Here is a 17966-nt window from a genome sequence, read left to right as displayed (position 1 = left end):
GGCGACGGCGGCTGCCGTAGCCGGATCAATCGTGTAACGACCGATCAATCAGCGAGGGCATGATGGCTAGACAGACGATGGCGGAATACCTGGCGAAGACGCTGGCGGCAGCGGGCATCGAGCGGATCTGGGGTGTGACGGGCGATAGCCTGAACGGGCTGTCGTTCAGCCTGAGCCAGATCGGCTCGATCCGCTGGATGCATACGCGGCACGAGGAAAGCGCCGCGTTCGCGGCCGGCGCCGATGCCGCGTCGACCGGCCGGCTGGCGGTGTGCGCGGGCAGCTGCGGCCCCGGCAACCTGCACCTGATCAACGGCCTCTACGACTGCCATCGCAATCACCAGCCGGTGCTGGCCATCGCCGCGCACATCCCGTCGACCGAGATCGGCCTCGGCTACTTCCAGGAAACCCATCCGCAGGAGCTGTTCCGCGAGTGCAGTCATTTCGCGGAACTCGTGACCAACGCATCGCAGTTCCCGCGCGTGCTCGCGCGCGCGATGCGCACCGCGATCGAGGAACGCGGCGTCGCGGTGATCGTGCTGCCGGGCGACATCGCGCTCGGCGACGGCCCGGAAGAAGCGCCCGCGTGGAGCGGCTCGGCGCCGCCGTCGATCCTGCCGGCCGACGCCGATCTCGACCGGCTCGCGGCGCTGCTCGACGCGTCGGACGCGGTCACGCTGCTGTGCGGCAGCGGCACGCAGGGCGCGCACGACGAAGTGGTCGCGCTGGCCGACACGCTCGGCGCGCCGGTCGTGCATGCGCTGCGCGGCAAGCAGTTCGTCGAATGGGACAACCCGTTCGACGTCGGGATGACGGGGTTGATCGGCTTCAGCTCGGGCTATCACGCGATGGAATCGTGCGACACGCTGCTGATGCTCGGCACGGACTTCCCTTACCGGCCGTTCTACCCGACCAACGCGAAGATCGCGCAGATCGACTGCAAAGGCTCGCAGCTCGGGCATCGCGCGCCGCTTGCGTTGGGGCTCGTCGGCACCGTGAAGGAAACGATCACGGCGCTGCTGCCGCGCCTCACGCGCAAGACGCAGCGGCGCTTCCTCGAGAACGCGCTGAAGCACTACGCGGCCGCGCGCAAGGGGCTCGACGATCTCGCGGTGGCCGAGCCGCCGGGCCGCGCGATTCATCCGCAATACCTGACGAAGATCGTCGACGACGTCGCGGCCGACGACGCGATCTTCACGGCCGACGTCGGCACGCCGACGCTATGGGCCGCGCGCTACCTGACGATGAACGGCAAGCGCCAGCTGCACGGCTCCTTCAACCACGGCTCGATGGCGAACGCGATGCCGCAGGCGCTCGGCGCGCAGGGCGCGCATCCGGGGCGGCAGGTCGTGTCGCTGTCGGGCGACGGCGGGCTGTCGATGCTGCTCGGCGATCTGCTGACCGCGCGCCAGCTCAACCTGCCGATCAAGATCGTCGTCTACAACAACAGCCTGCTCGGCTTCGTGTCGATGGAGCTGAAGGCGGCCGGCTATCTCGACACCAACGTCGACCTGAGCCCGACCGACTTCGCGGCGATCGCGAAGGGCGCGGGCATCTTCAGCGTGCGCGTCGAACATTCGGAGAACGTCGAGCAGGCATTGCGCGCGGCGTTCGCGCATGACGGGGCGGCGGTCGTCGACGTCGTCACGTCGAAGTACGAACTGGCGATGCCGCCGAAGATCGAGCTCGCGCATGCGAAGGGCTTCAGCCTGTTCATGCTGCGCGCGATCCTGAGCGGGCGCGGCGACGAGATCGTCGAGCTGGCGAGGACCAACCTGCGGTGAAGTGGCGGAGCGGGGCGAACCGTCAGTTGTCCGACGCGTTACCTCCGGCAGCCGTCCATTCGCGCACGGCTTCGACGAACAGCCGCAGGGCGGCCGGCGGATGCCGGTTCGCCGGATAGTAGAGGCACAGGCTGTCGAACGTCTGCGCCCATTCGGGCAACACGCGCACGAGCCGGCCGTCGGCCAGATGCTCGGCGACCCGCGCGTGCGTGACCCATGCGATGCCGATGCCGGCGAGCGCCGCGTCGACCATCAGGCTCAGGTTACCGAGCGTCATCGGCCCGTCGACGTCGACGCTCACGCGCTTCCCGTCGCGCATCAGGTCCCATCGATAGAGCGCGCCGCTTTCGAAGCGGAACCGGATGCACCGGTGGCGCGTGAGGTCCTGCGGTGTGTCCGGCGCGGGGTGCCGCGCCAGGTAGTCGGGCGACGCCACCGCGACGAAGCGGACAGCGTCGCCGAACCGCACGGCGATCATGTCGCGCGGCACGTCCTCCCGCACGCGGATGCCGGCGTCGAAGCCGTGTTCGACGATGTCGATCAGCCGCGAATCGACGACGAACTCCATGTGGATGTCCGGATAGCGCGCGACGAAGCCGGGCAGCACATGCCGGATCAGCGGGCGCGACGCGGATTCCGACGCGCTGATCCGGATCTGGCCGGACGGCCGGTTGCGGGCGGTCGCGGCGTCGTTCATCGCGTCCTCGAGATCGGCGACGGCGGGCCGCACGCGCAGCAGCAACTGTTCGCCGGCTTGGGTCAGCGCGACGGAGCGGGTCGTGCGGTTGAACAGGCGCACGCCGAGCCGCGCCTCGAGATGACGGATCGCGTGGCTCAGCGCCGACGGCGACACGCCGAGGATGCGGGCCGCGCCGCTGAAGCTGCGCTGTTCCGCGATCGTGATGAAGGTCGTGAGTTCGCCGAGGCCGGTGCGCAGCATTAATGAAATTCCCTCAATAATGCATGAAATGGTACGCCGATTGTTGAGACGTATCCATCAACCTACACTCGCTTCCTCGGGCATCCCGTCAATCGTCTTCACCTTTCAGCAGGAGAAAGTCATGCAAAAGCGCATGCTTGGAAAGAGCGGCCTCGAAGTCTCGGCAATCGGGCTCGGCTGCATGGGATTGAGTTACGGCTACGGTCCGGCCACCGACAAGGCGAGCGGCGTCGCGCTGATTCGCGCGGCGTTCGAACGTGGCGTGACCTTCTTCGATACGGCCGAAGCGTACGGCCCGTTCGTCAACGAGGAACTGGTGGGCGAGGCGGTGGCGCCGTTTCGCGATCAGGTCGTGATCGCCACCAAGTTCGGTTTCGAGAATGGCGAGCCGATGAAGGGCGTCGACAGCCGGCCGTCGCAGATCCGCGCGGTGGCCGACGCAGCGCTCAAGCGGCTGAAGGTCGACCGCATCGATCTGTTCTATCAGCATCGCGTCGATCCGAACGTGCCGATCGAGGACGTCGCGGGCACCGTCAAGGATCTGATCGGCGAAGGCAAGGTCGCGCACTTCGGGCTATCGGAAGCCGGTGAGCAGACGATTCGCCGCGCGCACGCGGTGCAGCCCGTCGCGGCGCTGCAAAGCGAATATTCGCTGTGGTGGCGCGAGCCGGAGGAGCGCATCCTGCCGACGCTCGAGGAGCTCGGCATCGGCTTCGTGGCGTTCAGCCCGCTCGGCAAGGGTTTCCTGACGGGGGCGATCGATGCGAGCACGACGTTCGATGTGACCGACTTCCGCAATATCGTGCCGCGCTTCTCGGAAGAAAACCGCAGGGCCAACGCAGGCCTCGTCGACCTGCTAGGCCGGATCGCGGCCGACAAGGGCGTGACGCGCGCGCAGATCGCGCTGGCGTGGCTGCTGGCCCGCAAGTCGTGGATCGTGCCGATTCCGGGCACGACGAAGCTGCATCGGCTCGACGAAAACGTGGGCGCGGCCGCGGTGGTGCTGACGACCGACGAACTGTCGGCGATCGAGACGGCGCTGCGCCAGATCACGATCGTCGGCGAGCGGTATCCCGCGCAGCTTCAGCAGCGGGTCGACCGCTGATCGGGCAGCCGTCGGTTGCACGGCCCGCATCGATGACGCAATCAGGGACAATCTTCACGTCGCCTTAAGTTTGCATTTCCTAGAATCGATTGATCGCCGCGCGAGCGCGGCGGACCGATTTGTTCAGGAGGATGCACGTGAAAGAGCCCCGTGTCGTCGTAGCCCTGTTGCAGGCAGTCATTGGCACGTCGAAGCTGAAAGCGCAACCGCGCAAGGTTGGCCGATGATCTGGCCGAACGCGTTGCGTGTCTCGGCACTGTTCGTGCGCGAGTGGGTCGGCCGCCCGGCCGCGGTGGGCGCGTTGTGCCCGAGTTCGCGGCATCTGGCGCGCGAGATGGCCGATGCCGTGCCGGACGGCGACGGGCTCGTCGTCGAGCTCGGCGGCGGCACCGGCGCGATCACCGCCGCGTTGCTCGAACGCGGCGTCGCGCCACGGCGCCTCGTCGTGGTCGAGCGGTCGCCGGCGTTCGTGCAGCACCTGCGACGCCGCTTCCCCGGTATCTCGATCGTGTCGGGCGACGCGCGACAGCTCGAGCGGCTGCTGCCGTCCGACGCGGCGGTCGATGCGATCGTGTCCTGCTTGCCGCTGCGCACGCTGCCGCGCCAGGACGTGACGGCGATCGTCGGGCAGTGCGAGCGCGTGCTGTCAGTCGACGGCGTGATGATCCAGTTCACCTACGATTTGCGCGTGCCCGAGCGTCACCCGCTGCGCGATCCGGCATTTGTTGCCGACGCCAGCCGGATCGTGTGGGCAAATATTCCGCCCGCGCGCATCGTCACGATGCGCCGGGCCGCGATCGGACAGGCGGCGTGATGCCCACATCGTGCCGCGCTTCCTTTCATCGACCCTGCGGATGCCGTCGGCCGCGGCTCATGTCGCGGCGTCCGGCACGCGCGCCGCGGGCCGCGACGCGGCGCGCCGGATGATGCGGTCGAGCGGCGTCGCGTAGCCGCGCGCGACGGCCGCGCTCAATCCGGCCGACAACACCAGATACGCGACGAGCAGCACGAGCTTGCCGTTGCCGTGCATGGTGGCGGGCGGCCACACCGTGCGCAGCGCGCCGAGCGCGATCAGGTGAAACAGGTACAACTCGTAGCTGAGCCGGCCGCTCCAGCGCAGCGGCGCGAGCGCGCGGCCCGGTGCTCGCTCGCCGCGGGCATGCGCGCCGATCAGCAGCACGGCTGTGCCGAGCGCCATCGCGGATACGCCGATCACATGGCTCTGGGCGATCGGCCACGCGAGATAGAGCACGGTCATCGCGATCGCGGTCAGCCATTGCACGGGCGCGGCCGCGAGCCGCTGCCAGCCGGCGCGTCCGGCCAGCACCGCGGTGCAGCAGCCGATCGCGATTCCGTCGAAGCACGCGAAATACGCATACAGAAACCCGCCTTCGTCGCTCGCATGCGTGAAGCGGTACACGGGCCCGATCGCGACGACCGCCAGCCAGAACGCGAACAGTCGCGCGTCGCGGCGCAGGGCGATGCACAGCAGCGGAAACGACAGGTAGAACATCTCTTCGACCGACAGCGACCACAGCACGCCGAGCGCGTAATTGACCCATCCATACGTGCCGATCAACACGTTCATCCAGAACGTCAGCGATGCGAGATTGACGAGCCAGAACGACACGGCGACACCCTGCGGCGCGTGGTTCGCGAAGATCGGCACGCCGGTTGCCGCCAGCCCGTTGACAAGCGCGAGCAGCAGGAGCAGGCACGGGACGATGCGCGCGATGCGCGACACGTAGAACGCGCGCACGTCCACCGCGCCGAGGCTGCCCCAGCGGCGGCGCGCATTCGACGTGATCAGGTAGCCGGAGATCACGAAGAACATCGTCACGCCATAGTTGCCGTTGCGGACCACCGCGTGCACCGCGTCCCAGCCGAACATGCGCGCGACGGACGTGTCGCGCAGCGAATACGGGACGTTGAAGTGATGCAGCAGGACGAGCAGGATCGACACGCCGCGCAGCACGTCGATCCGGGCATTGCGCGGCCCGGCGCTCATTGCGGCCGGCCCGGTTGCGCGCGAGCCGGCCGCGCGGCCGGGAACGTGTCGCGTGAATGCCGCACGGTGTCGGATTGGGCGTCGGGCAGCGTGGGGCGCCAGGGGTTCAAGCAGGACTCCATCGGATCGGGATCGGGGCGACATGTGCGATGCAGGCTGGCCAACCGGAAGCGGTGGAGCGTGCGTGCAATTAAAGCGCCGTCCGGCATCGAGGACGCCGGACATCACGGTGGCACAAGTGTATCGGTGGATCGTTGGCGATTGTCCTGTCAGCGTTGACGGGGCGCACGCCGCGCAACCCGACCGGTATGTGCTGCTCTTCCGGCATGCCGTTTTTTGCACTGCAAAGCCGTTTTTTTGCACGGTATTTATGCGGCGCCTTCTAAGCTCGGGATGTGTCCAACAGCCAGGACGCCCTCCGACCGCACCATGACCTTCATCCATCCCGTACCCGGGTGCGACATCGCCGGCCGCCAGCTGCGTGCCGGCGCGCGCACTACCGTCGTCCCGCTCCCGCCGCCGCGTCCGCGCCTGCGGTTGCCCGTCACGCTGACGGCCGACACCGGCGCGCTCGCGCACGCCCGGCTCGCGGCGCTGCTGCATTCCCCGCTCGGCGTGTATGTGGTCAGCGCGCGTACCGTGCGCGACGTGATCCATGTGGAATTCGACATCGCGCCGGAGAATCTCGACTTCACGCTGCACATGCTGATCGCGCAGCAGGTCGATGCCGTGATCGGTCCCGTTGCCCGCCGTCTGCGCGTGGCGACGCAGGATCGCCAGGCCGGGGAACGCTGATTGCTCGTACGTTACGGTTTGCCGCCGATTCGCTGGCCGTCGTGCTATCCGCGGGCCGGTCGCGGCGCCGGCCCTCGACAGGGAGGATCCATGCACCTCATGGAAGAAGTGCAGACTACGCGTCCGGCAAGCGGCCGCTTGCGCGTGGCGACGTTGCCGTCGGGCACGCAGCTTGCCATGCAGCTGCGGGTGACCGTGCGCGCGGCGGAGGTGCTGCTGCGTCAGGCGATCCGGCTGCCGGATCGCCATCAGTGGTCGGTCGACCTCGAACGTGTCGACGCGGCCGGCGGACCGCTGGCCGCCTGGGATTCGCACGTCACGCTGCGCATCGCGAAGACGTTCGCGCCGTCGGCCGATGCGAACGCGCGCGCCGGCGATCCCGACCAGGTTGCGGTCGACATTCGGCTGTTTCTTCCGGAGCAGGCGTACCTGGGCGAGCAGCGCGTCGGCATCTTCGGCCGGCGGCACGGCGACCGGTTCGGGGCGACGCTGTCGGTGACGGCCGGGTCGCAATGGGGCGGCCGGCGTATCGAATGCATTCCGCCTGCCGGGCGGCATGTGCATGGCGACACGCTGGAAGCGCTCGTCGACACGGTGGCGGGCATCGTCAACGCGGCGCTGCTCGCGGCCGGCCATCCACGGCCCGGCGGTTCGTGACGGTGCAGGCGGCGCGCGCCCGACCGCGGTTCAGGCGTCGGCGGTCTGGCCGGTTTGCCGCTGCAGGTCTTCCATCAACTGCTCCGCGAGAAAGTCGCACGGCGGGCGCTTCGATTTCGTGCTGCGCGCGAGGATCAGCTCGAGCGGCGGCAGATCGGGCAGCCCGTGTGAGCGGCCGAGCATCGACAGCTGCGCGGGGATCGCGCAGCGCGCGAGCGGCGCGACCGCGAGGCCGGCTTCGACCATGCTGAGCAGCCCGAGCAGGCTCGGGCTTTCATAGGAGGTGCGGTACGGCACCTTCGCGCGTTCGAGGCTGCGGATCGCGTTCTCGCGCGCAACGCTGCCCGGCATGAACACCGCGATCGGGAGCGGCCGTTCTTCCCACACGCGCGGCCCGTTCGTCATCGCGGCCCATGCCATCGGCTCATGGCGGATGAAGTCGCCGGTCAGCCCCTTGATGCGCGTGCCGCACACGAGATCGACGGTGCCTTCCTTGATCAGCGGCGCGAGCGCGCTGCTCGGCAGCCCCATCACCTGGATCTCGACCTTCGGGTAGGTCGCCGAGAATTTCTTCAGAACCGACGGCAGCAGCGACGACGCATAGTCGTCCGGCACGCCGATCACGACCTTGCCGGTCACTTCCGGCCGCACCACGGCCGCCCACGCCTCGTCGCGCAGCGCCAGCATTCGTCTGGCGAATCCCAGCAGCACCTCGCCTTCGCGCGTCAGCACGATGCTGCGCGGTTTGCGCACGAACAGCGGCCGGCCGATCGCGTCTTCCAGGCTCTTGATCTGCATGCTCACGGCCGACTGCGAGCGGTTCACCGCTTCGGCGGCGCGGGTCATGTTGCCGGTTTCCGCGACGGCGACGACGGTGGCCAGCACGTCGTGATCGAGCATCTTCATGGGTATCAGGAAAACTGAACGTAACGATCAGCATTATGCGTTTTTATTGTTGCTGTGTGTCTGCCATAGTGGCATCGAGCCTGCCGTATCGTTCGATGCGGTGCGGCCAACACGCCGGCGAGCCCGGCACGCAGCGTTGAACAGGAAGAGTGGTGTACCGATGATGGATCATCCGTTGCGCGCCGCGCTGGCCGCGGAATTGCATGCCCGGCCGTTCCTGCGGCTCGCCGAAGCCGTGTCGCTCACGCACTACGCGATCTACGCGGACGGCCAGCCCGATATCCACGAAACGCTGCTGCACGCACTGTGCCGCGACACCGGCATCGTCGTGCCGCAGGACGGCGCGACCCACTATGCGGTGCAGTCGCCGTGCGGCTGGCATCTGAAGTGGGAGCGGCACACCGAATTCTCGACCTTCACGTTCGTCGCGCCGCGTCGCGACACCGGCTACTTCGACGATCTCGCGATCGAAGGCATTCCGGCTGCGTGGTTCGCGCGGCTCGCGGGCATCCGCTTCGTCGCGGTGCGCATGGAGCTGCTGACGGGCGACGCCGCGCGGCTCGTGTGTGGTGACATGCGCCGCTGGATCGACGGGCCCGCGCTCGTCGGCAGCAACGTGCTCGGCGGTGGCAAGGTGTACTGCGACTGGCACGTGCGCGACGACGGCTTCATGCGCTTTCTCGTCGTCGACGAGGATTTTCGCGAGGAGCAGGGCGGCCGACTGCTGCAGCGCCTGTATGAAATCGAGACGTACCGGATGATGGCGCTGCTCGCGTTGCCCGTCGCGCGCCGGATGAGCCGCGAGCTCGACGAGATCCACGCGGCGCTGCATGCATTGATGCAGCGGATGGACGCGAGCGGCGCAGACGGCGACGACACGGCGCTGCTCGTCAAGCTCACGCATCTCGCGGTGCGGGTCGAATCGCTGTCGGGATCGGGCGCACGTTTCAGCGCGTCGCGTGCGTACGAAAAGCTCGTGCTGGCGCGCATCCACGAATTGCGCGAGGAACGCATCGAAGGGATGCCGACGATCGCCGAGTTCATGGAGCGGCGCTTCGCGCCGGCGATGGAAACCTGCCGCAGCGTGTGGGCGCGTCACGAGCAGATCGCCGCGCGGATCGCGCGAGCGGTCGACCTGCTGCGCACGCGCGTGAATCTTGCTCAGGAAAAGGACGTGACGCGCCTGCTGGCGGGCATGGAGCGCACCGCGCGCAATCAGCTTCATCTGCAGCACGCCGTCGAAGGGTTGTCGGTGGCGGCCATTTCGTACTACGTGCTGTCGCTCGCGACGGCGGCGTTCAAGGCGCTGCACGTGATGAACCTGCCGGTCGATCCCGAACTGGCGGAAGGCCTGCTGATCGCGCCGGTCGTGTTCGCGGTGATTCACATCACGCGGCGCACGCGTGCGCAGCTGGCGCGGTCGGAGGCGGCGTACGACGGCATGCCGGTGCAGGCGGCGGCATTGAAGCAAGTTGGTTAGAACATCGAAAACATAAACAGATAAAACAGGTAAAGGAGTGGAGATGACTTTTTCGCAGAAGAAACCGGGGTTTTACAGTGATTTCGATGCCGCGTTCGACGAACCGGCACCGGATGAGCCGGGCGCGCCGGAAGCGCCGCGCGTGACCTCGTATCAGGCCGTGCTGCAGGAGCCGATGACGTCGCTCGTCGGGAATACGATCGACCGGCCGGACGTCGCGGCGGTGGCGATTCTCGGGTACAACTGACGCGGGGCCGGATGCGGTTCGCGCCCGGTCGCGTGTGCGGCCGGGCGGGCTTGCTGATTGGCGTGGTGTGTACTGCTCAGTCGCCGGAGAGGTCGCCGATCGACGCGCCGTGCGGAATCTGGCCGGACGTGACCTGCCTGACGTATTCGTCCTGCGCGTCCTTGATGTTCTTCGATACGTTGCCGAGGACTTTTTTCACGTAGTCCTTCGCGGCGTCGGTCTGGCGTGCGACCCAGCCTTTCTCCTCGATTTCGCGCAGTTGCATGAATACGCCGTCGCCGAGCGACACGTTGTTGGATGGCGTGATCGTGTTGTGTAGCTGATGGCATTGTGGATCACGGATGTACCGTGAGCGACAATTGTCTGTTCTCCCCGACTGGCAAGCGCATTCTTGCCGGCTTCGGTGACAATTTTCTTACCGGGATCCTTGATAAATTTGTCCTGTGCTTCCTTGCTTAATGCGGACGCGGTATCGGTTGCCACCTTCTTGAGGGTACCGGTTGTTTGAGTCGACAGGTCTCGACCCATTCCCTCGTAGTACGTCGCGTAGATGCCTAGCTCATCGCTGCTTTTTGCGTGGGCGTTATAGAGTCGACCAATATTCGAAAGATGATCGAGGTCGTCAAGGCTTTGTCCGAATCCATCAAAAAAGAAGCTCAGGTAGATTTCTTGAACACAACGAAAACATGGTGTCGGCGGTTCAGGCGGAAGTTGATCGCTGACACTGGCGGCTCGGGCAACGCGTGATGCACCGGATGCGGAGTCAGGCTGACCGGGTGCAGCGCTTTGCGCATACGCAGTTTCGTTCGACATCCTTCCCTCGCTATCCTAGTTGGTATTCGGAATATGCGGCTTCGTCGGCAGTTCGACCCACTTGGCGTCGATTTTTCTGTCCGGCAAGAAATGAAATTCGATGTATCCGTCGTGTTTGTTTGGCAAAGAGGGAACCGGGATATCTGTTTCGTATACGTCGTTCGGCAAATCTTTTTTGTACTGCTCCTGGGTCAGTTCGTAGACGATCTTGATATGCCATGTCTTTCTGTTTCGTGGCACGCTCATGCAACATACCGTTCCTCCGCCTCCGCCGGATTCATGTGCGTTGGAACCGCCGGCACCAAAGCCATCGATCGTGAAAAGCGCAATGCTTCGATCTGTATAGTTGTAGCCCGTAACGCGATAAGGACCGTAGCTCGTTGTCTGCGCATGCACCCACCACGCCCCGCCGAGCAGGAGCACCGCGACGACGATCGGGTTGCGAATGAGACGGCGAAGAAAATTCAGCATGTCGATGTTCCTGTCATTCGGTTCGTCGTGGACGACGCGTTGCTCGTGGTATTCGGGTTGCGCGGACCGGTCGGGTATTCGACCCATTGGGCTTCGATCTTGCGGTCGGGCAGGAAATGGAACGCGATATAGCCGTCGCGTTTGGTTGGCAGCTTCGGGACGGCAATGTCCGTCTCGTAGATTTCCGGCGACAGATTCCTGGCATCTTCTTCAGGCGTCAGGTCGTATGTGACCTTGAGGTGCCAGGTCTTCTTGTCGCGCGGCACCTCCATGCAACAGGCCATGCCTCCACTGCCGCCGAATTGACGGGCGTGCACAGTGCCGGCACCGAAACCGTCGACTACGAAGTTGTACACACCCCGGTCGGTGTAGTTGAAACCCGCGACGCGATACGGCCCGTCGCGCTCGGCATGTGCCTGCATACCCCACAAGCCGCCAGCGATCGCGATCCCTATTGCAGCCACCCGACGCATTCCCCTCAACATCCGCCTCTCCCGCCGCTCAACCGGCTTCGGGCTGCGCATCCACCGCCGCCGTCATTGCCTGCTGCCGCTCGGCCGCATAATCCGCCAGCGGATGCCCATCCAGCAACTCCGTCCACACATCCGCAGCGGCACCACTATCGCTTGCAGCCTTCTTGAGCGTGCCGACCGTCTGGTTGGGTAAATCACGGCCCATGCCTGCATAGTATGTTCGATAGATTCCGGTTGAATTGTCGCTTTCCATATGGGCCTTATACAGGCGCGCGATATTCGAAGGGTTATCGTCGTCGAGGCTTTGTCCGAAGCCGTCAAAGAAGAAGGACTGATAGATTTCCTGGTGGCAACGAAAGCATGGGCTGGGATGCTCGGCGGGAAGCTGTGTACTGACGCTGGCCGCCTGTGCGGCACGCGATGCTCCGGCATTGGCGCTGGATTGCACGGGCGTGGCGCCCTGGGCGGGGATTGTGTCGTTAGGCATGCTTTCCTCCCGGTTACTGCAAGTTCGGATTGTGAGGGTCAGTCGGCAGTTCGGCCCATCGCGCTTCAATTTTCTGTTTCGGCAAGAAATAGAATTCGATGTATCCGCCATGCTTGTCAGGAAGCGGCGGAATAGCAATGTCCGTCTCGAAGATGTCGTTGGGAAGGTTGTTTTTGTATTGTTCTTGAGTCAGCTCGTACTTGAGTTTGATGTGCCAGGTTTTCTTGCCCCGAGGTACATCCATACAGCATACGGTTCCACCGCCACCGCCTGGCTTATGCGCACGCACGTTACCTGCGCCAAATTCGTCGATCTTGAAACTGTAGATACTGCGATCGGTGAAGTTATAACCGATGACGCGGTACGGGCCGAAATCTGTGGTTTGCGCATGCACCCGCCACGCCCCGCCGAGCAGGAGCACCGCGACGACGATCGGGTTGCGAATGAGACGGCGAAGAAAATTCAGCATGTCGATGTTCCTGTCATTCAGTTCGTCGTGGACGACGCGTTACTCGTGGTATTCGGGTTGCGCGGACCGGTCGGGTATTCGACCCATTGGGCTTCGATCTTGCGGTCGGGCAGGAAATGGAACTCGATATAGCCGTCGCGTTTGGTTGGCAGCTTCGGGACGGCAATGTCCGTCTCGTAGATTTCCGGCGACAGATTCCTGGCATCTTCTTCAGGCGTCAGGTCGTATGTGACCTTGAGGTGCCAGGTCTTCTTGTCGCGCGGCACCTCCATGCAACAGGCCATGCCTCCACCGCCGCCGAATTGACGGGCGTGCACAGTGCCGGCACCGAAACTGTCGACTACGAAGTTGTACACACCCCGGTCGGTGTAGTTGAAACCCGCGACGCGATACGGCCCGTCGCGCTCGGCATGTGCCTGCATACCCCACAAGCCGCCAGCGATCGCGATCCCTATTGCAGCCACCCGACGCATTCCCCTCAACATCCGCCTCTCCCGCCACTCAACCGGCTTCGGGCTGCGCATCCACCGCCGCCGTCATTGCCTGCTGCCGCTCGGCCGCATAACTCGCCCGCGGATGCCCATCTTTTCAGAGAAAACGAGTCTTTTATATTGTTTTTCGCTGTAGTGCCAGCGGCAGCGGTACCTTCGAGAATCGCGGATCTGGCTCGGGTCCGTAGACCTTTGTCGCCGGCGTCGTTCATTGCCCGTTTTCGGATATCGTCGGCGACGGCCTTGGCAGGCCCTTTCAGAAACTTGTCGCTTGCCACCTTCTTGCCGGTGCCGACCGTCTGGTTGGCAAGGTCGCGGCCCATCCCGTCGTAGTACATCTTGTAGATGCCGCGCTCATCTTTTGTTTCCTCGTGTGCATTGAACAGTCGAAGGATATTCGACGGGTGATCGACATCCTTTAGCCCATGCGCAAATCCATCAAAAAAGGAAGGATTGGTAGATTTCCTGATGGCAGCGAAAGCAAGGGCTTGGCGGTTCGGGGGGGAGCTGCGCGCTGACGCTCGCTGCGCGCGATGCACGGGAGGCACCGGAGGCGGAATCGGATTGGCTTGAGTTGGCGCTTTGGGCAGGACTGGTTTCGTTCGACATGCTGCGCTCGCTATCTTAGTTTGCGTTCGGGATGTTTGCCTTGATTCGACGTTCGACCCACTGCGCTTCAATCTTTCGATCGGGTAGAAAATGAAATGCGATATACCCGCCATGCTTGTTTGGCAGAGGGGGAACGGGAATGTCGGTTTCGTAAACCTCATTCGGCACATTCTTTTGAGCCTGCTCTTTGGTCAAGTCATAGATGATCTTGATATGCCAGGTCTTTTTCCCTCGAGGGACATCCATGCAGCACACGATGCCACCGCCTCCTTGGGATTCGTGCGCATATGATCCCCCTGCGCCGAAATCGTCGATCTGAAAGCTGTAGATGCTTCGATCCGTGTGGTTATAGCTAATGACCCGATACGGTCCGTATCCTCCTGTCTGCGCATGCACCCACCACGCGCCACCGAGCAGCATCACGGCGATCGCGATCGGGTTGCGAATGAGACGGCGAAGAAAATTCAGCATGTCGGCGTTCCTGTCAGTCAGTTCGTCGCGGGCGACGCGTTGCTCGTTGTATTCGGGTTGCGTGGGTCGGTCGGGTACTCGACCCATTTGGCTTCGATCTTTCGGTCGGGCAGGAAATGGAATTCGATAGATCCGTCGTGTTTGTTGGGCAACGAAGGGACGGGGATGTCAGTTTCATCTACATCGTTCGGCAAATCTATCGATAAGGACCGTAACCAGCAGTCACCGCATGAACCCGCCATGCCCCGACAAGCAGCGGCACGGCGACCACGATCGGGTTGCGAACGAGCATCGTATCGTCCAGCGCGCCGTCGACGAGCGCGATGAGGCGCAACGGGCCCGTGTGCTCGATCCGCCGCGCGCGATGCCAGTCGCGCAGATCGTCGTGCCGCTGCTCCGCGGTCGTGCGTGGCCATTACGTTGGCAGCGGCAACGCGCGCGCCAAATCGCGAAACAGCTTCATGGAGGCAGCGTCGCTCATGTGCGGGGTGTCAGTGCGGACTTCATTTTCGCGGCGCTGCGGCAGCATTCCGAACATACGCCTTCGGGCAGGCGTGGCAGTGGATAGTCGAGGCTGTTCGGCCCCGAGAAGCATTGGCTCCCGGCGTCACGAAACGGCGGGTTCCGGATGTGCCCGTCGTTTGTATGTTCGTCAAGATCGGCACAGTCTCGCGCTGTCGGTGAACGCGCTATAGTCGTGCGACGCCCGCCGCGAACCCTGCACGTTCGGCGGCTCATTCACGCACGTCTCCATTCCATGACCGCGCATCCCGCCGCTTCCCTTCAGCTCACCGACACCGAACAACCGGCTGCCCGCGATTTCATCAGCCGCAAGCTCGGCGAATTCAACCACGCGATGACGGGCCGCAGCGACACGGCGGCGCTCGACGTCTACGTGACCGATCCCGCGACCGGCGAGGTCCTGGGCGGGCTCACCGGCCGAACCTCGCTCGGTCTCTTCTTCGTCGACCTCTTTTATCTGCCGGAATCGCTGCGTGGCGGCGGCTTCGGCAGCCGGCTGCTGCGCGAGGCTGAAACGGAGGCGAAGCGGCGCGGATGTGCCCGCGCGGTGCTGTACACGATTACGTTCCAGGCGCCGGATTTCTACCGGAAGCACGGGTACGAGGCGTTCGGCGAAGTGCCGTGCGAGCCGGAAGGGGCGGCGCGTGTGTTCATGGTCAAGACGCTATGAACGACGTTGCCTGACGTCACCGCGCCGGCGTCGCGCGCTCGACGATCATGTCGTACAGCGCCTGCGCCGCGGGCGACAACTGCGCGGCCCGGCGCTTGACCAGCACGAGCGTACGCGATACCGACGGCTCGACGAGCTCGATCGTGCGGATCATCGGATACGCGTTCTTCTGGATCGCGAGCTTCGGCACCACGGCCGCGCCGAGGCCTTCGGCGACGAGTCCGAGCGCGGTCGAACTGCGCTGCACTTCGTAGAACGAATGCAGCGTCACGCCGCTCGTCTTCAGCGCACCTTCGAGCAGCCCGCGATTGCCGCTTACTTCGCCAGCGAAGATCAGCGGATGCGGCTGCAGCGCGGCCCAGCGGATCCGCCGACGCTTCGCGAGCGGGTGATCGTCGCGGCAGACGAGCACGTACGGATCATGCGTGAGGGGCACGCTGACGAGTTCGGGGTGCTGGTCGCCCGCGATGCTGATCCCGAATTCCGCTTCGCGGCGCAGCACGGCCTGCAATACCGACGCCGACGCGTGGTCGAGGATCTTCACGCGATCGTGCGGCCGGTGCCCGGAGAATGCTCGCAGAATACGGGGGAGATACTGAACGCCGACCGTCGGCACGCACGCGATCGTCACGTCGCCGCGCTGGCTCAGGCCCGTTTCGCGGATTTCGGTCAGCGCATCCGACAGCTCGTTCAGCAGCCGGCGCGCCTGCGGCAGGAAACGCCGGCCGATTTCGGTGAGGGTGGTGCGGCGTGTCGTGCGCTCGATCAGCGCGACGCCGAGAAACGACTCGAGCTTGCGCAGCCGTTGCGTGATCGCCGTTTGCGTGACGTGCAGCGTGTCGGCCGCCTGCCTGAAGCTGCCGCCGTCGGCGATCGCGACGAAAGCCTGGACACCGAGCGTATCGATTTTCATCAGAAACATGAATCAATAACGATATTAAATTCATTTTACTGAAGAACGGCGAGATCGCAGAATGCGCTGCATCGATGACTGTCGGTATTCCGACGCCGTCCACGCCGACCAGGAGGCATACCGTGACGACCCCACTCGATCAATACGCCAACCAGTACGTGCGATTCGAAGACGAACGCACGCGGCCTGTGCGCGACCTGCTGGCCGCCGTGCCGGATACGCGGATCCATACCGCGATCGACATCGGCTGCGGGCCCGGCAATTCGACCGAAGCGCTGATCACGCGCGCACCCGACGCGACGGTTCGCGGGATCGACGCGTCGCCGGACATGATCGCGGCCGCGCGCAAGCGCCTGCCCGCGCTGCGTTTCGATCTCGCGGATGTCTCCGCCTGGGACGATCCGGGCGGCTACGACCTGATTCTGTCGAACGCGGTGCTGCAATGGGTGCCCGCGCACGACACGCTGTTTCCGTCGCTCGTCGGCCGGCTCGCGCCGGGGGGCCATCTCGCGGTGCAGATGCCCGACAACCTCGACGAACCCGCGCACCGGCTGATGCGCGAGGTCGCCGCGGGCGGGCGATGGGCGGACAAGCTCGAGGGCGCGGCGCGCACCGAACGGTTCGACGCACGGTATTACTACGCGCTGCTGTCGCCGTTGTGTTCGCGGGTGGATGTCTGGCGCACGACTTACTACCATCCGTTGCGCGGCGGGGCCGATGCGGTCGTCGAATGGTTCAAGGGCAGCGCGCTGCGGCCGTTTCTCGCGGCGCTGGACGAAAGCGAGCGCGACGCATTCGTCGCGAGCTATCGTGATGCGCTCGCTGGTCCGGACGGCTATCCGCTGCTCGACGACGGCACCGTGTTGCTGCCGTTCCCGCGCCTGTTCATCGTCGCGACGCGGAAGTAAGGCGAAACCAGGACCGGGGCGGTGCGGCGGCCGGTCGTCGGTCAGGATAGCGGCCGCATCGATTCCGGATCGACCGTCCGGCTCTTTGCGGACTGCCCGTCACGCAGATCCTTGTACCAGAAGAGGGCGACTTCCCCGTCATTCGCGCCGTCGGCGTACAGGAAGCGGTCGTGGCCGCCGATGACGAAGCCGGCGCGCGCGTACGTGCAGCAGGCCGCGACGTTGTTCGCCTGCGTTTCCAGCCGCATGAAGCCGAACCCGCGGTTGCGCGCCCATGCTTCCGCGGCCGCCAGCAGGAACTGGCCGATACCTTGCCGCCGGCAACCGCGGTCGACCGCGAGTTCCGCGATCTCGGCCATCCCATTCCAGCTTTCGGTGATCGCGACGAATCCCGCGAGGCGCCCGCCCGCGCTGGCGCGGAACAGCGCGGTGCCGCCGGACGCCTCGCGCGCCCAGCCGGCCGGGTCGAATCCGTAGTCCTTGCGCCGCACGGGCAGCGCGCGCAAATCGAGCAGATCCTGGTACGGCGCATTCAGCTCCCACGCGATCTCGAACGAAAAGTCGCATCCGTTCAGTTCGTCGGCGGGCAGATCGCCCGCCTGTTCGATGCTGATGTGCTCGGCTCGGTCCATGTGTCGGTGTCCTGTCTTCAGCGGGATTGCCGGGTATTCCCCCGGGGCGAGCGCCGCCGCCTTGCGGCGAGCCGGATCGCGCCCGTTCCTGATTCGAATTGCTGCGCTCGCACAA

At 65.0% G+C, this 17966-nt stretch carries 24 protein-coding genes; 10 read left to right on the top strand and 14 right to left on the bottom strand.

The features are described 5' to 3' along the window. Positions 1–62: 62 nt before the first annotated feature. Positions 63–1784: a ubiquinone-dependent pyruvate dehydrogenase gene (gene poxB / locus WS66_RS11555; RefSeq protein ID WP_059605211.1), complete on the top strand. Its 1722-nt coding sequence runs from the start codon at positions 63–65 to the stop codon at positions 1782–1784. A gap of 22 nt (positions 1785–1806) precedes the next feature. On the opposite strand, the gene WS66_RS11550 is transcribed toward poxB, so the two are convergent. After that, a complete protein-coding gene (locus WS66_RS11550; protein ID WP_059605072.1) occupies positions 1807–2724 on the bottom strand; it encodes a LysR family transcriptional regulator in 918 nt (305 codons plus the stop codon). A 121-nt stretch (positions 2725–2845) separates the two neighbouring features. On the opposite strand from WS66_RS11550, the gene WS66_RS11545 reads away from it, so the two are divergent. Further along, complete coding sequence (locus tag WS66_RS11545; protein WP_059605075.1) at positions 2846–3829, top strand: aldo/keto reductase; 984 nt, start codon at positions 2846–2848, stop codon at positions 3827–3829. A gap of 223 nt (positions 3830–4052) precedes the next feature. After that, positions 4053–4643, top strand: a complete 591-nt coding sequence (locus tag WS66_RS11540) for a class I SAM-dependent methyltransferase (RefSeq protein ID WP_059605078.1) — start codon at positions 4053–4055, stop codon at positions 4641–4643. A gap of 57 nt (positions 4644–4700) precedes the next feature. Here the strand turns inward: WS66_RS11540 and WS66_RS11535 are convergent, their stop codons facing one another. Next, positions 4701–5837, bottom strand: coding sequence for an acyltransferase family protein (locus WS66_RS11535; protein WP_059605081.1), 1137 nt, complete (start codon positions 5835–5837; stop codon positions 4701–4703). Between the two features lie 429 nt (positions 5838–6266). Here WS66_RS11535 and WS66_RS11530 point away from each other — a divergent pair, with 429 nt between their 5' ends. Continuing rightward, complete coding sequence (locus WS66_RS11530) at positions 6267–6632, top strand: hypothetical protein (RefSeq protein ID WP_059605083.1); 366 nt, start codon at positions 6267–6269, stop codon at positions 6630–6632. A gap of 90 nt (positions 6633–6722) precedes the next feature. Next, positions 6723–7289: a hypothetical protein gene (locus WS66_RS11525; RefSeq protein WP_059605085.1), complete on the top strand. Its 567-nt coding sequence runs from the start codon at positions 6723–6725 to the stop codon at positions 7287–7289. 30 nt (positions 7290–7319) lie between these two features. On the opposite strand, the gene WS66_RS11520 is transcribed toward WS66_RS11525, so the two are convergent. Next, a complete protein-coding gene (locus WS66_RS11520; protein ID WP_059605089.1) occupies positions 7320–8195 on the bottom strand; it encodes a LysR family transcriptional regulator in 876 nt (291 codons plus the stop codon). A gap of 160 nt (positions 8196–8355) precedes the next feature. Here WS66_RS11520 and WS66_RS11515 point away from each other — a divergent pair, with 160 nt between their 5' ends. Both WS66_RS11515 and WS66_RS11510 read left to right on the top strand, forming a co-directional pair. Continuing rightward, the gene (locus WS66_RS11515; protein ID WP_059605092.1) at positions 8356–9675 is read left to right on the top strand and encodes a DUF3422 family protein; all 1320 of its coding nucleotides are present in this window, start codon (positions 8356–8358) and stop codon (positions 9673–9675) included. Positions 9676–9718: 43 nt separating this feature from the next. After that, positions 9719–9922, top strand: coding sequence for a hypothetical protein (locus WS66_RS11510; RefSeq protein WP_059605215.1), 204 nt, complete (start codon positions 9719–9721; stop codon positions 9920–9922). A gap of 76 nt (positions 9923–9998) precedes the next feature. On the opposite strand, the gene WS66_RS11505 is transcribed toward WS66_RS11510, so the two are convergent. From WS66_RS11505 to WS66_RS11475, 9 genes are all read right to left on the bottom strand, one after another. Beyond that, a complete protein-coding gene (locus WS66_RS11505; protein ID WP_159086543.1) occupies positions 9999–10187 on the bottom strand; it encodes a hypothetical protein in 189 nt (62 codons plus the stop codon). Between the two features lie 391 nt (positions 10188–10578). Continuing rightward, the gene (locus tag WS66_RS33650) at positions 10579–10716 is read right to left on the bottom strand and encodes a hypothetical protein (RefSeq protein ID WP_159086542.1); all 138 of its coding nucleotides are present in this window, start codon (positions 10714–10716) and stop codon (positions 10579–10581) included. A 34-nt stretch (positions 10717–10750) separates the two neighbouring features. After that, positions 10751–11206 carry a DUF3304 domain-containing protein gene (locus tag WS66_RS11500; protein ID WP_059605098.1) on the bottom strand — a complete coding sequence of 152 codons (456 nt, stop codon included), beginning with the start codon at positions 11204–11206 and terminating at the stop codon, positions 10751–10753. Continuing rightward, positions 11200–11691 carry a DUF3304 domain-containing protein gene (locus WS66_RS11495; protein WP_059605218.1) on the bottom strand — a complete coding sequence of 164 codons (492 nt, stop codon included), beginning with the start codon at positions 11689–11691 and terminating at the stop codon, positions 11200–11202. Before WS66_RS11495 ends, WS66_RS11500 begins: the two co-directional genes overlap by 7 nt. 16 nt (positions 11692–11707) lie before the next feature. After that, positions 11708–12166 (bottom strand): DUF2235 domain-containing protein, encoded by a 459-nt coding sequence (locus WS66_RS11490; protein WP_059605102.1) that lies wholly within the window; start codon positions 12164–12166, stop codon positions 11708–11710. A gap of 13 nt (positions 12167–12179) precedes the next feature. After that, entirely contained in the window at positions 12180–12635 is a 456-nt protein-coding gene (locus tag WS66_RS11485; RefSeq protein ID WP_059605105.1) for a DUF3304 domain-containing protein, read from the bottom strand. Between the two features lie 17 nt (positions 12636–12652). After that, complete coding sequence (locus WS66_RS11480) at positions 12653–13120, bottom strand: DUF3304 domain-containing protein (protein ID WP_082728999.1); 468 nt, start codon at positions 13118–13120, stop codon at positions 12653–12655. Beyond that, the gene (locus tag WS66_RS33645; RefSeq protein WP_159086541.1) at positions 13114–13665 is read right to left on the bottom strand and encodes a hypothetical protein; all 552 of its coding nucleotides are present in this window, start codon (positions 13663–13665) and stop codon (positions 13114–13116) included. Before WS66_RS33645 ends, WS66_RS11480 begins: the two co-directional genes overlap by 7 nt. An 85-nt stretch (positions 13666–13750) precedes the next feature. Continuing rightward, a complete protein-coding gene (locus tag WS66_RS11475; RefSeq protein ID WP_059605221.1) occupies positions 13751–14206 on the bottom strand; it encodes a DUF3304 domain-containing protein in 456 nt (151 codons plus the stop codon). A 229-nt stretch (positions 14207–14435) separates the two neighbouring features. On the opposite strand from WS66_RS11475, the gene WS66_RS33640 reads away from it, so the two are divergent. After that, positions 14436–14774 carry a hypothetical protein gene (locus WS66_RS33640; RefSeq protein ID WP_159086540.1) on the top strand — a complete coding sequence of 113 codons (339 nt, stop codon included), beginning with the start codon at positions 14436–14438 and terminating at the stop codon, positions 14772–14774. Between the two features lie 189 nt (positions 14775–14963). Continuing rightward, positions 14964–15398 (top strand): GNAT family N-acetyltransferase, encoded by a 435-nt coding sequence (locus tag WS66_RS11465; protein ID WP_059605111.1) that lies wholly within the window; start codon positions 14964–14966, stop codon positions 15396–15398. Between the two features lie 16 nt (positions 15399–15414). On the opposite strand, the gene WS66_RS11460 is transcribed toward WS66_RS11465, so the two are convergent. Continuing rightward, on the bottom strand, positions 15415–16311 hold the full coding sequence (locus WS66_RS11460; RefSeq protein ID WP_059605224.1) for a LysR family transcriptional regulator: 897 nt from the start codon (positions 16309–16311) through the stop codon (positions 15415–15417). A 122-nt stretch (positions 16312–16433) separates the two neighbouring features. On the opposite strand from WS66_RS11460, the gene tam reads away from it, so the two are divergent. Beyond that, on the top strand, positions 16434–17219 hold the full coding sequence (gene tam, locus WS66_RS11455) for a trans-aconitate 2-methyltransferase (RefSeq protein WP_059605114.1): 786 nt from the start codon (positions 16434–16436) through the stop codon (positions 17217–17219). Between the two features lie 41 nt (positions 17220–17260). Here tam and WS66_RS11450 read toward each other — a convergent pair whose 3' ends face one another. Continuing rightward, positions 17261–17851 (bottom strand): GNAT family N-acetyltransferase, encoded by a 591-nt coding sequence (locus WS66_RS11450; RefSeq protein WP_059605117.1) that lies wholly within the window; start codon positions 17849–17851, stop codon positions 17261–17263. Positions 17852–17966 lie beyond the last annotated feature (115 nt).

Source organism: Burkholderia sp. LA-2-3-30-S1-D2, assembly GCF_001523915.2.
GTDB classification, from domain to species: domain Bacteria; phylum Pseudomonadota; class Gammaproteobacteria; order Burkholderiales; family Burkholderiaceae; genus Burkholderia; species Burkholderia diffusa.
The sequence above is the reverse complement of the archived record's forward strand: the minus strand, read 5'-3'. Positions and strand labels throughout refer to the sequence as shown.

Bases quoted from the DNA above. Each gene is read 5' to 3' on its own strand.
- WS66_RS11495 (WP_059605218.1), bottom strand. From the start codon at position 11,691: ATGTTGAGGGGAATGCGTCGGGTGGCTGCAATAGGGATCGCGATCGCT.
- WS66_RS11530 (WP_059605083.1), top strand. From the start codon at position 6,267: ATGACCTTCATCCATCCCGTACCCGGGTGCGACATCGCCGGCCGCCAG.
- WS66_RS11525 (WP_059605085.1), top strand. From the start codon at position 6,723: ATGCACCTCATGGAAGAAGTGCAGACTACGCGTCCGGCAAGCGGCCGC.
- poxB (WP_059605211.1), top strand. From the start codon at position 63: ATGGCTAGACAGACGATGGCGGAATACCTGGCGAAGACGCTGGCGGCA.
- WS66_RS11465 (WP_059605111.1), top strand. From the start codon at position 14,964: ATGACCGCGCATCCCGCCGCTTCCCTTCAGCTCACCGACACCGAACAA.
- WS66_RS11475 (WP_059605221.1), bottom strand. From the start codon at position 14,206: ATGCTGAATTTTCTTCGCCGTCTCATTCGCAACCCGATCGCGATCGCC.
- WS66_RS11485 (WP_059605105.1), bottom strand. From the start codon at position 12,635: ATGCTGAATTTTCTTCGCCGTCTCATTCGCAACCCGATCGTCGTCGCG.
- WS66_RS11545 (WP_059605075.1), top strand. From the start codon at position 2,846: ATGCAAAAGCGCATGCTTGGAAAGAGCGGCCTCGAAGTCTCGGCAATC.
- WS66_RS11520 (WP_059605089.1), bottom strand. From the start codon at position 8,195: ATGAAGATGCTCGATCACGACGTGCTGGCCACCGTCGTCGCCGTCGCG.
- WS66_RS11500 (WP_059605098.1), bottom strand. From the start codon at position 11,206: ATGCTGAATTTTCTTCGCCGTCTCATTCGCAACCCGATCGTCGTCGCG.
- WS66_RS11490 (WP_059605102.1), bottom strand. From the start codon at position 12,166: ATGCCTAACGACACAATCCCCGCCCAGGGCGCCACGCCCGTGCAATCC.
- WS66_RS11535 (WP_059605081.1), bottom strand. From the start codon at position 5,837: ATGAGCGCCGGGCCGCGCAATGCCCGGATCGACGTGCTGCGCGGCGTG.
- WS66_RS33650 (WP_159086542.1), bottom strand. From the start codon at position 10,716: ATGCGCAAAGCGCTGCACCCGGTCAGCCTGACTCCGCATCCGGTGCAT.
- WS66_RS11515 (WP_059605092.1), top strand. From the start codon at position 8,356: ATGATGGATCATCCGTTGCGCGCCGCGCTGGCCGCGGAATTGCATGCC.
- WS66_RS11505 (WP_159086543.1), bottom strand. From the start codon at position 10,187: ATGCAACTGCGCGAAATCGAGGAGAAAGGCTGGGTCGCACGCCAGACC.
- WS66_RS11540 (WP_059605078.1), top strand. From the start codon at position 4,053: ATGATCTGGCCGAACGCGTTGCGTGTCTCGGCACTGTTCGTGCGCGAG.
- WS66_RS11550 (WP_059605072.1), bottom strand. From the start codon at position 2,724: ATGCTGCGCACCGGCCTCGGCGAACTCACGACCTTCATCACGATCGCG.
- WS66_RS11450 (WP_059605117.1), bottom strand. From the start codon at position 17,851: ATGGACCGAGCCGAGCACATCAGCATCGAACAGGCGGGCGATCTGCCC.
- WS66_RS33640 (WP_159086540.1), top strand. From the start codon at position 14,436: ATGAACCCGCCATGCCCCGACAAGCAGCGGCACGGCGACCACGATCGG.
- WS66_RS11480 (WP_082728999.1), bottom strand. From the start codon at position 13,120: ATGTTGAGGGGAATGCGTCGGGTGGCTGCAATAGGGATCGCGATCGCT.
- WS66_RS11510 (WP_059605215.1), top strand. From the start codon at position 9,719: ATGACTTTTTCGCAGAAGAAACCGGGGTTTTACAGTGATTTCGATGCC.
- WS66_RS11460 (WP_059605224.1), bottom strand. From the start codon at position 16,311: ATGAAAATCGATACGCTCGGTGTCCAGGCTTTCGTCGCGATCGCCGAC.